This window comes from Patescibacteria group bacterium, assembly GCA_028707065.1.
Classification (GTDB): Bacteria; Patescibacteriota; Patescibacteriia; order Patescibacteriales; family WJLG01; genus JAQTUZ01.
Genome location: JAQTUZ010000002.1, coordinates 110,726 through 127,149 on the forward strand (window position 1 = coordinate 110,726; position 16,424 = coordinate 127,149).

13 protein-coding genes and 1 tRNA gene are annotated in these 16,424 nt (G+C 44.8%); 12 read left to right on the plus strand and 2 right to left on the minus strand.

All coding sequences use genetic code 11. The features are described 5' to 3' along the window. Nucleotides 1-46: 46 nt before the first annotated feature. From PHE24_01455 to PHE24_01505, 11 genes are all read left to right on the plus strand, one after another. Nucleotides 47-334, plus strand: a complete 288-nt coding sequence (locus PHE24_01455; GenBank protein MDD4901779.1) for a hypothetical protein — start codon at nt 47-49, stop codon at nt 332-334. 118 nt (nt 335-452) lie between these two features. Next, nucleotides 453-2,216, plus strand: a complete 1,764-nt coding sequence (locus PHE24_01460; protein ID MDD4901780.1) for a GspE/PulE family protein — start codon at nt 453-455, stop codon at nt 2,214-2,216. Between the two features lie 168 nt (nt 2,217-2,384). After that, the gene (locus tag PHE24_01465) at nt 2,385-2,798 is read left to right on the plus strand and encodes a response regulator (protein ID MDD4901781.1); all 414 of its coding nucleotides are present in this window, start codon (nt 2,385-2,387) and stop codon (nt 2,796-2,798) included. A gap of 91 nt (nt 2,799-2,889) precedes the next feature. Next, complete coding sequence (locus PHE24_01470) at nt 2,890-3,906, plus strand: ATPase, T2SS/T4P/T4SS family (protein MDD4901782.1); 1,017 nt, start codon at nt 2,890-2,892, stop codon at nt 3,904-3,906. Between the two features lie 153 nt (nt 3,907-4,059). Continuing rightward, on the plus strand, nt 4,060-5,265 hold the full coding sequence (locus PHE24_01475) for a type II secretion system F family protein (GenBank protein MDD4901783.1): 1,206 nt from the start codon (nt 4,060-4,062) through the stop codon (nt 5,263-5,265). A gap of 167 nt (nt 5,266-5,432) precedes the next feature. Beyond that, on the plus strand, nt 5,433-5,936 hold the full coding sequence (locus tag PHE24_01480) for a type II secretion system protein (protein MDD4901784.1): 504 nt from the start codon (nt 5,433-5,435) through the stop codon (nt 5,934-5,936). Nucleotides 5,937-6,064: 128 nt separating this feature from the next. Continuing rightward, nucleotides 6,065-8,371: an O-antigen ligase family protein gene (locus tag PHE24_01485; protein MDD4901785.1), complete on the plus strand. Its 2,307-nt coding sequence runs from the start codon at nt 6,065-6,067 to the stop codon at nt 8,369-8,371. A gap of 91 nt (nt 8,372-8,462) precedes the next feature. Further along, nucleotides 8,463-9,287, plus strand: coding sequence for a prepilin peptidase (locus tag PHE24_01490; protein MDD4901786.1), 825 nt, complete (start codon nt 8,463-8,465; stop codon nt 9,285-9,287). Nucleotides 9,288-9,473: 186 nt separating this feature from the next. Next, on the plus strand, nt 9,474-10,736 hold the full coding sequence (gene ftsA, locus PHE24_01495; GenBank protein MDD4901787.1) for a cell division protein FtsA: 1,263 nt from the start codon (nt 9,474-9,476) through the stop codon (nt 10,734-10,736). 218 nt (nt 10,737-10,954) lie between these two features. Continuing rightward, nucleotides 10,955-12,142 (plus strand): cell division protein FtsZ, encoded by a 1,188-nt coding sequence (gene ftsZ, locus PHE24_01500; protein ID MDD4901788.1) that lies wholly within the window; start codon nt 10,955-10,957, stop codon nt 12,140-12,142. A gap of 532 nt (nt 12,143-12,674) precedes the next feature. Continuing rightward, nucleotides 12,675-12,759 (plus strand) — tRNA-Trp (locus PHE24_01505). A 381-nt stretch (nt 12,760-13,140) separates the two neighbouring features. Here the strand turns inward: PHE24_01505 and PHE24_01510 are convergent. Next, nucleotides 13,141-13,533 (minus strand): hypothetical protein, encoded by a 393-nt coding sequence (locus tag PHE24_01510; GenBank protein MDD4901789.1) that lies wholly within the window; start codon nt 13,531-13,533, stop codon nt 13,141-13,143. Between the two features lie 58 nt (nt 13,534-13,591). Beyond that, nucleotides 13,592-14,572: an aldolase gene (locus tag PHE24_01515; GenBank protein ID MDD4901790.1), complete on the minus strand. Its 981-nt coding sequence runs from the start codon at nt 14,570-14,572 to the stop codon at nt 13,592-13,594. 185 nt (nt 14,573-14,757) lie between these two features. On the opposite strand from PHE24_01515, the gene gpmI reads away from it, so the two are divergent. Continuing rightward, complete coding sequence (gpmI, locus tag PHE24_01520) at nt 14,758-16,368, plus strand: 2,3-bisphosphoglycerate-independent phosphoglycerate mutase (protein ID MDD4901791.1); 1,611 nt, start codon at nt 14,758-14,760, stop codon at nt 16,366-16,368. Nucleotides 16,369-16,424 lie beyond the last annotated feature (56 nt).

The following is a 16,424-nucleotide window of genomic DNA, read 5'->3' on the forward strand; positions in this document are numbered from 1 at the left end:
TCGGGCGGGACGAGCAAGAGTTTTCTCCTTAATTTGAACCTATCTTATGGCTTTGGCAAAAATTTCTCGCAACAATCAAATCATCATTTATCTGGCCATCCTTATCTTGGTGGTAATTTTCTTTTTTTATTTTTTTCGGCAGGCGTTGATAATGCCTAGCGGTTTAAGCGAATTGCAGGTTACGACCAAGCAAACCGGCGCGGTTATCAATCGGGCCGCGATAAACATCAATCTTGATCTGTTCGGGACGCCAAAATTCATGAAACTAAGATCGGAAGTGGCGCCAACGACCAGTTTTCAAAGCGGAAAAAGAAATCCTTTCGAACCGCAATAATGTCTGTCTAATAAAAAGTTGTCATCAAGGTAGTGCTAACCACCCAATTTTTTTAGTTTAACGAGACAGGGTGAATTTCTTTCGCGGCAATCGGGAGGTTTATTCCTTAATTTGAACTATGTTAAATGATAAGGAAAAAGAATTTTTGGATTTGCTGACCGCTAAAAATATCATTACGGGAGTTAAGCAAGCCGAGTTGGAAAAATTTTTGGCGGGAACGGAAAAGACCTTGGAAGACGTTTTGCTTGAGGAAAAAATTCTCAGCGCGGAGGAAATCGTCGCTCTCAAAGCCGAAGCGGCCGGCGTTGTTTACCGCGATATCAGCGATATTTCGGTTACCGAGGAAGCTTTGGGCGTCATCCCTTTCGAAGTAGCGCAGAATTATAAAATCGCTTGTTTTGAAAAAACCGGCAACAAGATCAAGGTCGGCCTGATCGATCCGTATAATTCTCGCGCGTTCGAAGCGGTAAATTTTTTGGTTAAAGAGCAGAATCTGAAAGTCGAGTTTTATCTCATCTCTGAAGAAAATTTAGACAATATTTTTAATAAATACCGGACGCTCTCCAAGGAAATTTCGACGGCCCTGGAAACCAAGGCCAGGGAAGCCGGGGAAGTGGAGACGATCGAGGAGGGCCGGGCCGAAGAATTGGCGGAAGAAAATGTTATCAGTGCGCCGGTGGCCAGGATCGTTTCCGTGATCATCAGGCACGCGGTTGAAGAAAAAGCCAGCGATATTCATATTGAGCCGATGCCCAAGGAAACCAGAGTGCGGTATCGGGTTGACGGCTTATTGCGGACTTCCTTGATTTTGCCCAAAAGCATCCACAGCGCCATCGTCGGCCGCATCAAAGTTCTGGCTAAATTGAAATTGGACGAAACCAGAATTCCCCAAGACGGCCGCATCCGCCTGCTGATCAATAAAAAGGAGATCGATTTCAGAATTTCCATCATGCCGCTCTTGGGCGAAGAAAAAGTAGTGATGAGAATCTTGGATTTGGGCCGGGGAATACCTTCGCTGGAAGAACTGGGCTATGATGAGCACGCCTTGAAAATCATCCGCAAAACCATCAAGAAAACTTTCGGACTTTTTTTGATCACCGGTCCGACCGGTTCGGGAAAATCCACGACCTTGGCCGCGGTGCTGAATATCCTTAATCGCGAAGAGATCAATATCGTGACTCTTGAAGATCCGATCGAATATTTCGTCAAAGGCACGAATCAATCGCAGATCCGGCCGAATATCGGTTATACTTTCGCTAACGGCCTGCGTTCGATTTTGCGCCAGGATCCGGACGTGGTGATGGTCGGCGAGATCAGAGACAACGAATCGGCCGAACTTTGCGTTAATGCCGGTTTGACCGGCCATTTTGTCTTATCCACCTTGCATACCAACAGCGCGATGGACGTGGTGCCCCGCTTGGTCGATATGAAAGTCGAGCCGTTTCTTCTGGCTTCGACGCTCAAATCGATGGTGGCGCAAAGATTGGCCAGAAGGATCTGTCTGAACTGCAAAAAGAATCTTAAAGTCGAACCGGGAGTGATCGAGCAGGTCCGGAGAGAATTGGCGCAAGTTCCTTCCTATATGCTGCAAGCAAGGTTGCCGGGCGTCAAAACCGTAAAAGACATCGACGAATCTTTTTTTTATTACGGTCCGGGCTGCATCCATTGCAAGAATACCGGTTATCAGGGGCGCATCGCCATTTTGGAAATTATCGACGTCAATGAAAAAATCCAGGAAATGGTCTTGAATCCCAAGAAAATCATCCGCGAAGATGATGTCCGCTCCAGCCAGGAATTCATTACGATCAAGGAAGACGGCATTATCAAATCCCTTCAGGGTTTAACCACCTTGCAGGAAGTGTACAGAGTCATTCAGGAGTAAAAGAATAAATCCGAAACTCAAAATCCTAAATCCGAAACAAATTTAAAGCACAAAATCCAAAATCCAAAACGTTTCGAATTTTTGTTATTTGGATTTCGGATTTGTCTCGGATTTTGTGCTTAGGATTTCGGATTTCAACGTTTGTTATGCTATAGGGATTAATATATTATGATTAAAGAAATAGTTGACAATAAAGACAAACCAAGGATTTTACTCTTGGAGGATTATCCCGATTTGATCGAGTATTACTTTGCCAAATTGACCGAGGCGGGATTTGCGGTGGATGTGGAAAGCGATGAAGACCATGGCCTCTCGCAAGTCTTAAAAGATAAGCCGGATCTGGTTATTTTAGATATCAGTTTGCCCAAAGCCGATGATTTCGGTTTTATCAGGGAAATGAAAAAGCATCCGGAAATAGCGGGTGTACCGGTTTTGATCTTAACCGATCTGGCGGACGAGAAAGACGTTGAGGCGGGTTTGAAAGCGGGAGCCAGCGTTTATCTGGTCCGGGATGATTTCGCTTTTGCCCAAGTTATTGATAAGATAAAGGAAGTGATCGAAAAAGTAAGAAGTAAGAAGTGAGAAGTAAGAAATCATTTTTAGTTCTGACTTCTTACTTCTAATTTCTAACTCCCTGTTTTATATGGATTCTCCCGTAGAATTTTTTAAACGCATGTTGCTCGATTTGGCCAAGAAAAACGCTTCGGGGTTGCATTTGTCCGTGGGTTCGGTTCCCATGTTGCGCAATTACGGCCGGTTGAACGAGCAAGAAGGCGAGGAGGTGCTTGTAAAAGAGGATTTGGAAAAAATCATCCGCTCTTTTCTTTCCGAAGAAGAGTTGAGTATTTTGGCGGAAAAAAAAGAGCTGCTTTTCGTCAAAGATTTCGGAGAAAATTTTCGTTTTCGCGTCAATGTTTTTTATCAAAAAGACAGCCCTTCCATTTCCCTGTCCTATATTTCCGAATCAATCGCCGATTTGGACAATCTGGGCTTTCCCAATACTTTCAAGAAAAATTTGTTAAACGCCACCGGGCTTTTGATCGTGGCCGGGCCGCCGGCTTCGGGAAAGACTTCGACGATCGCCGCCATCATTGAGCGGATCAATAAAGAAAAAAGAAAATATATCATCACTCTCGAAGATCCGATCGAGAAAATTTTCGTCAACAAAAAAAGTTTGATTGATCAGCGCCAAGTCGGCCGCGACGTCAATAATTTTTTTGACGGCTTGCGGCATTGTTTGGAAGAAGATATTGATGTTGTTTATATCGACGAGATCAGGGTGGATTTCGAGTTAGCTTTGCCTTATATTTTAGAATTGGCTTCGGGAAATACTTTGGTTATTCTGGAGATCAACGCGGAAAATTCCATCCGGGCGCTGGAAAAAATTCTTAACACGGCGAGCAAGAATTTAACCAAGGAATCCGTCCATTTTATGCTGGCCGACGTTCTTTTCGGAGTGGTCGCGCAAAGGTTGATCCCCAATCGGGAAAGCGGCCTTTCGCTGGCGCTGGAGGTGTTATTGTCCAATTTCGCCGTTAAATCATTGATCAGGGAAGGGAATATTTACCAATTGGAAGGGATTATCCAGAATTCGGCCGAAGAAGGAATGATCAGCATGGAAAAATCGATCAAAGATCTGGTTCTTTCCGGGGAAGTGGACCGCACGGAAGCGGGGGACATTGAAATTTGAAATTAGTTGATTAGTCAATTAGTTAATTAGTTTACGTTATCAAAGATTGGTTATTTTAAAGTCATAAAATAGAAAATTTTTCCATAGCCGATCAAATTTAACGAATCTGTTAACACCAAAACTAATTAACCAATTAACTAATCGACTAATATTATGCCAATATATAGATATGACGCCATCAATGGCCAGGGCAAAAAAACCAACGGTTTGTTGAATGCCTATAACCGCCGCGCCGCCACGGAAAGGCTGGAAGAGCTGGCTTTGACCAATATCGTTCTTAAGGACAAGACCGACAGTTTGGAATTGAAACTGACGACTTTTTTTTCGCCGGTCAAAGCCAAAGATCTGGTGATTTTTTCGCGGCAATTTTCCGTGATGATCTCCGCCAATTTGGCGCTGGTGCAATCGCTGCGGATCGCGGCCGAACAGACGGATAATGTTTCTTTGAAAATGAATATCTTTGAAATCGCCTATGAAGTGGATGGCGGATCGACTTTGTCGGCGGCCATGGCCAAGCGGCCGAAAATTTTTTCGCCTTTCTATACCAACGTGGTCAAATCAGGCGAGACTTCCGGCCGTCTTGACGAGGTATTGAATTATTTGGCCGACGAAATTGAAAATGATTATGACATGACTTCGAAGATCAAGGGAGCGATGATCTATCCGGCTTTTGTTTTGATCGGATTGTTCGCGGTGGGGGTTTTAATGATGGTCGTGGTTGTGCCGCAATTGACCAATATTTTTAAAGAAACCGGCGCTGCTTTGCCTTTTGCCACCAGGATCTTAATAAACATTTCCGATTTCATGATCAATTATTGGTGGGTGCTGATCATTTTGGCCATCGCCGCCATTATCGCCATTCGTGTTTTTCTTAATACCGAGTTGGGAAAAAAAACTGTTGATCTGATCAAATTGCGGTTGCCGGTTTTTGGCAATCTTTTCCAGCTGATCTATATCGTGCGCTTCACCAGATCGATGAATACTTTGATTATCGGCGGCGTCACAATTTCCAAAAGTTTGGAAGTCGTGGCCAACGTCGTGGGCAATACCGTTTACAAAGATCTGATCCTCCAAAGCCACAAGAGCGTGGAAGAGGGCGGCTCATTAGCCAGGGTCTTCTTATCCAGCGATGTCGTGCCGAAAATGGTGCCGCAAATGATCGTGGTCGGCGAAAAAACCGGCAAGCTGGATCTGGTTTTTCGGAAAATCACCGATTTTTATACGCGGGAAATCAAGAACATTTTAGCCAATCTGGTCGCCTTGCTTGAGCCGTCGATCATGGTGGTGATGGGCGTGGCCGTCGGCGTCATGGTGGCCGCGGTAATTATGCCGATGTACAATCTGGCCGGCCAATTTTAGGTTAAATCGCGGGTTGACTTCCCGTTAGCCGCGAAATAGTGTATAATAATAGCAGGGTGTTGATAATTATGTTGCGCGCCTTTTTCAAAGATGATATAATAATAATAGATTATAAATAAGCTGACTTTTAATGCGCGTTTTTAAGCCCTTAAAAGCAGAAAATATCTATGGATAAAAAAAACACAAAGCAAAAAGGCTTTACCCTGGTTGAATTGCTGGTGGTAATCGCCATCATCGGCCTGCTCTCCACCTTATCGATCGTGGCTTTAAACAGCGCCAGGACCAAGGCCAGAGACGCGGCGCGCACGGCCTCGATAAAGCAATGGCAAACCGCGCTGGAACTTTATTATTCGGACCGGGGCGGTTATCCTAACGGTGTCGAAGGCTCTCCCGCCAACATTTACCAAACTGGTACTGTCGGGAGCTCCACTCCGGGCTGGCCGCTTACCAAACAGGATGTCACTTATTTGGGAAAGGTTCCGAATAATACTGTTCCTTGGACAGGAGGCCCTTGCACTACCGGCGCTGATTTTGATTACGTACCAGATCCAACCTGGACGGGCGATAAGGCTGACACAGGAACCACTTACGCGATCACTTATTGTCTGGAAGGCGGTGCGGGAGGCATTGCTGCCGGGTGGCATACGGCGACGCCGGCTGGAATTCAGTAATCAAAATTCAGTTATTCTAAACGCAAAATTTACCACTTTAATAAATTCCCTTCTAACTGGAAGGGAATTTATTTTTTTGCCCGTAAATGTTATAATTAGTTATTATTGTTTCAGTTAAATTTTTGTTTATGTTTTCATTACGCCGGGAAAAAGCGATCAAATTTTGCCAGACCGCGATCGATTGGCTTAGCTTGAGCCTGATTTTTTTGGTGCCGCTGTATTTTGCTTTTTTTCATGAGCTATTCAGTATTTTTACGCTGGATAAAGTGGTGATGCTGAGAACGCTGGTGGCCACAGCGGCTTTGATATTTCTGGCAAAGATTTTTTTAGCCGGCAATGTCAGCTTTCGCTTTGGCAAGCGCTATTTGATCTTTGCCGGCTTGCTGGCTTTATCGTGGTTGCTTTCCGCTTCTTTCTCGGCGATCAGCTCTTATGGTTTTTGGGGGTATTATCCTAGATTGCAAGGCTTCCTGACTTTGATTTTTTATTTATTGTTCGTTGTTCTCTTATTGTTCAATCTGAATAATTTTTCCCAAGTCAGGCGTTTTATCGGGGCAATGCTCCTGTCTTCGCTATTCGCGTGTTGTTACGGGCTGATCCAATATTTCGGCTTTGATCCGATCAGGTGGGCGGAAACCAGCCGGATTTTTTCCACTTTCGGCCAGCCGAATTTTTTCGGCCATTGGCTCATCTTGGTCATTCCTTTCACGGTTTACGCGCTTGTTTTCTGGGCGCGCCGTTTTTTAACCAGGTCGCTGCTCGGCATTTTGCTTTTGGGCCAGCTGGCTTGCTTGCTTTTTACTTACAGCCGTTCCGCCTGGCTGGGGCTGGCGGCGGAAATATTCTTGGCCGTTTTGTTTTTGTTATTTTTGCGGGGAAGAAAAAAAATCGCGCTTAGTTTGATAATATTGTCTCTGGCCGGCCTTATTTTTGCTTCATCTTTTTTCTCTTTTTCCCCGCGGCCGGCGGTTGCCAATTATTCTTTGCCATCCCGGCTGGCGGCCATTTTCGATTTCAGCCAGGGAACGGTCAGGGTGCGCGTGGAAACTTGGCAAGCCGCGCTGGCTCTATTCAAAGAGGAAAGCGTTTTCCGCAAGCTCATTGGCTATGGGCCGGATTCTTTGTATGAGCCATTTTTGCGGCATTATCAGGCCAGCTGGGCGCTTGATGAAAATGTCGATTCTTGGCCGGATCGATCCCATAATTCGTTTTTGGATATTTTGTTGTCTTTCGGGCTGCTTGGCCTGGCGGTGTATTCGCTTGTTTTTGTCTTTTTAGCCGGGCAGGTTTGGCGTTTCTTTAAAACTGGCAAGCGAGACGAAAATTTTCGGCTGGCCATCGTCTGCGTCATTGCCTTAACCGGATATTTCTTTAATAATTTATTCAGTTTCTCGGATACGCCGCAATATTTATATTTTTATCTGATTTTGGGTTTATTGATCTTTTCTTTGACTCGGGCCCGGGAGGAAAAAGAGATCAGCATCGGCTTGACTGTTTTTTCGCGCGCGGCTATCTTCGCTTCTTTTTTTATTCTGGCGGCAATTTTTATTTTTTATTTTAATGCCAGGCTGATTTTGGCGGATTATTATTATATGCAGGCGGCGCTTAATGTTAAAGATAATAATTGTCCGAAAGCGCTCGCCGCTAACACCGCGGCGATCGCCTGGGGCGGGGGAAACAGCCTCTATTACCAAAATGGATATATCGCCAACGGCTTGTCTTGTTTTAACGGCTTGCCGGCAGGCGCGCAAGAAAAATTGAGAGACAATCTGCTTTTTTATCTCAGCCGCCTGCCGGTGGATAAGTTTTTTTACTTTGCCGAGAGCAAGGTTGACGTCAGCGTGTTGCTGGCCAATTTTGATCAGGCTTATTATCCGCAGGCGGAAAAGGATTTTGCCGCTCTGGCCGAAAAATATCCGCAAGTCAGCACTGTTTACAGCAATTGGGCCAATTTTGAGATGATCAAGGGCGATTACGATAAGGCGATCGAAGTCGGTAATCAGGGCCTCGCGACTTTGCCCTTAAAGGAAATGGAACAGCGGGGATATTTCACTCACCGGCCGGTAATCGAATCCTGGCAGATCGATTTTTATGACCTTATCGGCGACGCCTATGCCGGCAAAAAGGACTGGAATAATGCTTTGAGTTATTATGACCGCGGCGTTAAGCTCAATCCCTATTATCTGCCGGCTTATCAGAAGATCGCGGCCGTTTACGCGGCAAAAAAAGATTGGGATAAGGCGATATGGTATAATAATAAAGGTTATCGGCTTAATCCGGCGGATTATTCCTGGCCCTTGGCTATCGGGCATTTGTATCAGGAGAAAGGCGATAAAAGCGCGGCGATTGAATATTTCCAGAAAGTTTTGCGGTTGAATCCGGATAATAAGGACGCGCAAAGCTCGATTGACAGCTTGAAAGATCAGCTTGAATAGTTAGCTTGCCGTAGGACCGCAATATTTCGCGTTCTAATCGCGGGAACGCAAGGTATTGTGTTCCCGCCGCCGTCAATTTCTTTAAATTTTTATGATTTATTATTTTATATTCATTTCATTTTTGTTCGGCGCCGTGATCGGCAGTTTTACCAATTGTTTTGTCTGGCGTCTGCATGAAAATGAGACCTTGTGGGACCGGTCTTATTGCCCCAAATGCCGGAAAATGATCGCCTGGTTCGATAATATTCCGGTCTTAAGTTTTTTCGTCTTAGGCGGACGCTGCCGGCAGTGCGGGAAGAGAATATCCTGGCAATATCCGCTGGTGGAATTTACTACCGCCTGCTTTTTTGCCCTGTCTTTTTATCTCTTGGCTAAAAATATCATTGGCGGAGGAAGTTTATCCGATAATCTTTATCTTCTTTCCGGCAACGCCTTTATCTTGTCCTTGGTCAAAGATTGGTTGCTAATCTTTACTTTAACGGTGATCTTTATTTATGATTGCCGCTGGTATCTTATTCCGGACAAAGTGGTCATTCCCGGGGCTTTGATAATCTTTCTGCTTAATCTTTTTTTAGGCTATAATTGGTTAGTATTGTTGATTTGTGCGCTGGTGGGTGGCAGTTTTTTCCTCCTGCAATTTTTGGTTTCGCGGGGAAAATGGGTCGGAGGAGGGGATATTCGCCTGGGAATTCTTTTAGGATTTTCCACCGGGCGTTACGCGGAATTGGTCCTGGCGATATTACTTACCTATTTTATCGGTTCGGTCATCGGTACATTATTGGTGATTTTTGGCAAGAAACATTGGAGTTCCAAGGTGCCCCTGGGGGTTTTTATGGCCCCGGCCTTGCTTATTACCTTGTTCTGGGGCCCCGAGATCGTCAATTGGTATCTTAATCTTTTCTGGGCATTTCCTTAAAAAGGCTGTTGGCAAGGGAGGGCGGATATAGTATAATAAACACATAATCCGAACCTACGAAATATCCGAATACAACGAACGTTTTTAACTAATATTTGTTTTGTTCAGAGGGTTCGTAGTATTCGTGTATAATTCGTAGTATTCGTATTATATACCCAAGTTAATCAAGTTAAGAAAAACGTTAATATGAAAGAGGATTCAATTGTCGGTTTAGATATCGGTTCCACTGAAGTCAGGCTGGTGCTGGGACAGAGGAATGAGCAAAATGGCGGCCGCTTGCAGATAATCGGGGCGATTTCCTCGCCCTCCGAAGGCATTAGCAAAGGAATGGTTAAAAGTATCGATGATACCACTTCTTCGGTTTCTTCGCTTTTGGAAAAAGCCGAGCGTTTGATCGGTTTGCCGATCGGCGCGGTCTATGTCAGCGTCAATGATCCTTATATCAAGTGTGAGAAAAGCAAAGGCGTGGTGGCAGTCGGCAAAAGCAATGGCGAGATCAGCCAGGAAGACGTGGAGCGGGCGATCGAAGCGGCGCGCACCTTGAGCATGCCGCCGAATTACGAAATACTTCATGTCATTCCCATAAAATTCACGGTTGATAATCAGGAAGACGTTAAAGATCCGATCGGCATGAGCGGCATTCGCCTCGAAGTCGAGGCCTTGATCGTGCAGGGGATGACCAGCCAGATTAAAAATTTGACTAAGGCGATCTATCGCACCGGATTAAACATCGATGATCTGGTTTTATCTTCCTTGGCGTTAGGCGAGGCGGTCTTGAGTCCCAAGCAAAAAGATTTGGGCGTGGCCGTTGCCGGCATCGGCGCTTCCACCACTACCCTGGCTGTTTATGAAGAAGGGAAATTGATCCATGCCGCGGTCATCCCGATCGGGAGCGAACATATCACTTCCGATATTGCCATCGGGTTGCGCTGTCCGATCAATTTGGCCGAACGGGTAAAGATCGAATATGGCAATGCCGTGCCCAAGAATTTTTCCGGCAAAGAAGAAGTGGATATTTCCGAGCTGGCCAAAGAAGAAGAAGTGGAAGATGATATCAAAGAAATCTCCAAAAAATATGTCGCGGAAATAATTGAAGCCCGGGCCGAAGAGATTTTCGACCGTCTTGATGAACAATTGAAAAAGATCGACCGTTCGGGACTCTTGCCGGCCGGCATTGTTTTAGCGGGCGGCGGCGCGAAATTGGCTGGTTTAGTCGAGGTAGCCAAAGATCGGTTGCGCCTGCCGGCCAGCGTGGGCATTTGCCGCAATGCCGAGATCATCTTCGATAAAGTCAATGATTCTAAATATTTAACCGCTCTGGGTTTGGTGATCTGGGGAAACTCTTTCATGACTAAAAGAGTCACGCGAGGCGCTTGGGGGGGCTTAAGTAATTTTTGGGAAGATACTAATAAAAAAATCAAGGATATTTTTTCTCGCTTTGCTCCGTGAGCATAATCGATTGATTGTATAACATTTTTAGTCAGCTGTTTTTAAGTTGATGTTTGATAGTAAAAAATTGGCTAAAATAAGTTAATTAATTCGTAAGTTATTAAGCCGGACAAAGGCTTGATATTTTTTTTACAATAGGATAAACTTATAGTATAATGTTTCAGGTGTGTAAATAATTTATACTGCTTGATTAGCGTGATAAATCATCTCAAAATTTTATGGCTGAAATAAAACCATTGGCCGAAACATTCGCCAAGATCAAAGTCGTGGGCGTGGGCGGCGGCGGCGGAGCCGCGATCCAAAGAATGATCGAAAAAGAGATCAGAGGCGTGGATTTTATTGCCATCAATACCGATGTGCAGGCTTTGCATTACAATAAAGCCGGCGATAAATTGCATATTGGCAAATCGGTTACCAGAGGTCTGGGAGCGGGAATGAATCCGGAATTGGGCCGGCAGGCGGCGGAAGAATCGCAGAATGAGGTCAGGGATGTTTTAAAAGGCTCGGATATGGTGTTTATTACCTGCGGTTTGGGCGGCGGAACCGGTACGGGAGCGGCGCCGGTAGTGGCGGAGATCGCCCGGGATCTGGGCGCGCTGACCGTGGCGGTCGTGACCAGGCCCTTTTCTTTTGAAGGCGGACAGCGCAAGGCGATCGCCGAGCGCGGCTTTGCCGAACTGGCTGATAAGGTTGATACGATCATCACCATCAACAATGATAAATTATTGCAGATCATCGATAAGAAAACTTCTTTGATGGAAGCTTTTTCGGTAGCGGACGATGTGTTGCGCCAGGGCGTCCAGGGCATTGCCGAGATCATCACTATTCCCGGCTTGATCAACGTTGACTTTGCCGATGTCCGGGCGGTGATGCAAAATGCCGGCTCGGCTTTGATGGGCATCGGCCAGGCGTCGGGCGAAAATCGGGCGATTGAGGCGGCCAAGGCGGCGATCAATTCCACTTTGCTGGATATGTCGATCGACGGCGCGCGCGGGATCGTTTTTACCATTACCGGCGGAACCAATCTGGGCATGAACGAAGTTTCCGAGGCCGCGAAGGTGATTACCGCTTCGGCCGATTCTGAAGCCAAGATAATTTTTGGCGCGGTAATTGACGAGCGATTAAAAGATGAAATAAAAGTTACGGTCGTGGCCACCGGTTTTGACGGCCAGGCGCGGGATATTTCCGGCAAACAAATGCGCACTGCTTATACGCCTAATTCCTTTATCGCGGAGAAGGAAGACAAAAGCCGCGGCTGGTTCGGCGGCAAGTCTGATAATACGTCCGATACAATGAAGAAAAGCAAGATCTCGCCGGTAAAAATGGCCCAGGAAGAATTGCCGGACGAAGAATCGGAAGAAGGCGAACTCGGCATCCCGGCGTTTATTAGGAAGAAAATGAAATAGAAGTAAGAAGGCAGAAGTAAGAAGTAAAAAACCCTTGACTTATTTTGCCGATTTGATATGCTTAAAATAGATTAGAACTTTGAAAGGCTGGGGCTGGACACCCCTAATAAAAGGCATCTGAGACACAAACTTGTGTCGATCCCGGCGTGGGCACCAAAAAAGTCCAACGCCGAGAGGCGTTTTCTGAGAGAAATCTTAGATGCCGCCTACGTCGGGATTGGTACAAGTTTTGTTTTTGTACCAAACGCAAAAAGAGAGCCGCTCTGACTAGAAAGGAGAGTGGTGCAGAATGAAATACTTTACGATTAAAGTTGGGCGTGATGCAAGAACCGGAAAGCTTATTACTGTTCAAGAAGCCAGAAGAAGAAGTTCTACCGCTGTAGTTGAAACTATAAAAATCCCGCTAAAAAAATAATATCGGACTGTAATCCGATATTATTTACGAAATAGTGTATCTAAGAAAAAAATAGACGCGGCTTTCTTTTTTGTGTAGAAAAATCCGGCTATTAGCTGGGCATAAAATCTTATCGTTGGAGGGTTGACTGAGTGGTCTAAGGTGACCATCTCCAAAATGGTTATGCTGGGAGGCATCGAGGGTTCGAATCCCTCACTCTCCGCAAGAAAATTTTTATGCCCAACTCATGGTCGGATTTTTTATTTTGAAATAACTCGAATCCGGATTTAAGGCCGGATTATTTTTTTGAGTTGTCGCGTTACCTTAGCACTGATATCAAGACATGTCAATAGATAGGGGACAAAAAAACCAGCTCGAATAAGTCGAATGGTTTATCGCAAAAAATAACTGGTAATTTTTTGCATATGCAAGGGTTAAATATCAGAATTCTGCTGTTATCCACAGTATACCATTTTTAAGAATTCATGCCAATAGAAAATAGAATTCTAATAATTTCAGTCTAAAATTAGCTAAAAATCGACAAAGAATTCTTAATTATTCATAAGGAATTCTTATGAATTCACGAATTCTGAATTACCATAAACTACCTGTTAATTGAAGCATTATCTTCTTTTGAAATGCATTTTTTAGAATTGATATCAAATTCATAACTCGGAACACAAACACAGTTGCCATCACGTTCATCTATGTATGAATATTCACCGCAATCTCTAAAAGGTTTTTTTTCGTACCAAAATTCTGTTTGGCATTCTCCGTCTTTCATTTTTACTCTTGAGCATTCGCCAAATATTAACTTTCCATTGTCGGTTTTCTTGTAATTACAAATAAAATTACCAAAAATCGCATCAAATGAAAATTCTTTTATTTCTACGCTTTCCCTACAATCATCAACTTTAATAGTCCCTTCTTTTTCACAACCCGAAACGAGTAAACATAATATTAAACTACAGAATAATAACCCCGCCTTTTTATTCATATTTTTTGCCAAAATTTATAGCCTAGTGTTACGTGTTATGAGTTATGTGTTATGCGATTTATAGCAATGGCGTATTGAGGATTTCTTTGATTGATGAGAGCGCGGGACGTTTCTTTCCGATCAGCTTGTCTTTGCCCAGAAAAATTTTGTAGGCTTTTTCCACCGGGTAATCATAAAGCGTGACCGCCGCGATGGCGTCGGCCATGCGGATCGCTTCCTCAAGCGGGCGCTGAAAAATATTGCGGCCGACAGCGACGCCGCGGGTGCCGGAGATATTGATTTGATTATGGATTTGCTGCAAGAATTTCTTTTCCGGCATCTTGGAACCGCCGATCGGAATGACCTGGGAACGCCCGGCCGCCGTCACCACTTCGCGGAATTTTTTGGCGGTTTCGATCGTCGGTTTGTCATAAGGATAGCTGATCTTTACGAAATCGGCGCCCAGACAGACGGCCACGCCCGCGCCGCCGGCTAAAAGATGAATATCAGTCTCGTCTTTGACGGCTTTGCCGCGGGGATACATCCAAACGATCGCCAGCATGCCTTCCTGGTGCGCTTTATAAATGATACGCGCCGCCTGGCCGAAAGATTCGGATTCGAATTCGCTGCCGATATAGACGGTGTAGCCGACGCCGACGATGTTCAGGCCGGAATCTTTTTTAAAATCAATAATATCTTCCATGGCCAGCCAGCGGTTGGAAAACGGGTCACGCTCGGTTTTTTTGATGATATTTGTTTTGGAATTAGCTTTAATGATCAGCGGCACTTTTGGGCAGAGGTCGGCATATTTGGCGATCAAGCCCAGTTGCGAACCCAAGACGCCGATATGCGCTTTTTTGGCGATCTCGAAAAAATGCCGGGGATCGGCGACCTCAGGGCTTATTCCCGGACCGACAAAATCGTCATTCAAATGCTCGACCTTTTGGTCGCAGGCGAACATAAATAATTTTCCCGTGCCCCGGGTGGCAATTTCCCAATTTTTTAAGTATTCAGCTCGTTTAGCCTTAGGCACGGTATAAGGGACATGGATTTTTTGCATAAGTATGTTTGTATGATAAAATAAAGATATAATATAAGCTTTTTATATTATAGCACAAATTGGAAACATGATAAACAAGCCGGAATTTTTGCAATTTTTAAATTTTTAAAGAAATTTCAATTTTTAATTTTTAAAAATTAGACATTAAAAATTATTTAAAAATTCAAAAATTAAAAATTTTATATATGGAAGAAAAAAGGAAGAAAAGACCAATAGTACTAGTCATTTTAGATGGTTGGGGCGAGTGGGATATTGAAAAAGGCAATCCGGTCGTTAAGTCTAAATTGCCTTTGATCGATAAATTGAACGCCCACTATCCAAAAACTTATCTGCAAGCGTCAGGCATGGCGGTCGGCTTGCCTTGGGGCGTACGGGGCAATTCCGAAGTCGGGCATCAGACTATCGGCTCGGGCCAGATCGTCTTTCAATTTTTGCCGACGATCACCACCGCGATCGGCGAGGGATCTTTTTTTAAGAATGAAGCATTGCTCGGCGCTTTTGCCTGGGCGAAAAAAAATAATTCCAATCTGCACGTCCTGGGCTTATTGAGCGACGGAGCGGTTCATTCCCACATCGAACATCTGTTCGCGCTTTTGGAAATGGCCAAAAAAAACGAGGTCAAGGAAGTTTATATCCATGCCGTGACTGATGGCCGCGATACTCATCCGCAAAGCGCCAAAAAATATTTGAGCATGCTGGAAAATAAGATCAGCGAGATCGGCATCGGCAAAATCAGTACTCTAAGCGGCCGCTATTTTACCATGGACCGGAATAATAATTGGGACAGGGTGGAAAAAGCATTTTTAGCGATAACTGCCGGCATCGGGGTCAAGGAAAAAAATCCGCATGAGGCGGTTGATAATCAGTATGCCCGCGGAATTTTTGACGAATATTTGGAACCGGTAATTTTAACCGGCGACAATGAGGACCCGGTTTGCTTGGTTAAAGATAACGACGCGCTGATCTGTTTTAATTTCCGCAAAGATCGTTCCCGGCAGATCACCAAGGCGTTTGTCCTGCCTGGTTTCAAAGAATTCAAACAGGCCAAGCCGCCGGCCAACATTAAATACGTTTGTTTTGCCCAATATGAGGAAAATTTGCCGGCTGAAGTGGCGTTCGAGGAACAGCAAATAACCGTGCGCTTGGGCGAAATATTGTCAAAAAATTGGAAAAGGCAATTGCGCATTTCCGAAACGGAAAAATACGCCCATGTCACTTATTTTTTCAATGGGGGGATGGAAGAGCCGTTTTTTTACGAGGACCGGATACTCGTCCCTTCCAAGCAAGTTAAATCTTATGCCGACGCGCCGGAAATGAGCGCCACGGAGATTACGGAAAAATTGGTCGAAGCGATGAATAAAAATAATTATGATTTTATTCTGGTCAATTACGCCAATTCCGATATGGTCGGGCATACGGGAAATTATAACGCGGCCGTCAAGGCGCTCCAGCATGTCGATGGCTGTTTGGAAAAATTAATTGAAGCCGTGTTTGCCAAAGGAGGGGAGTTGATTATTACCGCCGATCACGGCAATGTCGAAGAAATGTTGAATATTTATACGGGCGAACCTGATACCCAGCATTCCAAAAATGTCGTGCCTTGCTGGTACGTGGCTCCTGATAGTTGGATCGAAAGTCAGGAAAAACCCAAAAAGATTGAAGCGGGCGGATTGCTGGTTGATCTGGCGCCGACGATCCTGGATCTCCTGGGTTTTGAAAAACATTCGGCCATGGTCGGCTCGAGCCTGATCAAGCAATTCAAGAGGCAGCAGCCGGAGGTTGAAGAAGAAATTTGAAATTGGAAATTAGAAATTAGATATTAGGATGACAAATTTCTAATATCAAATTTCCA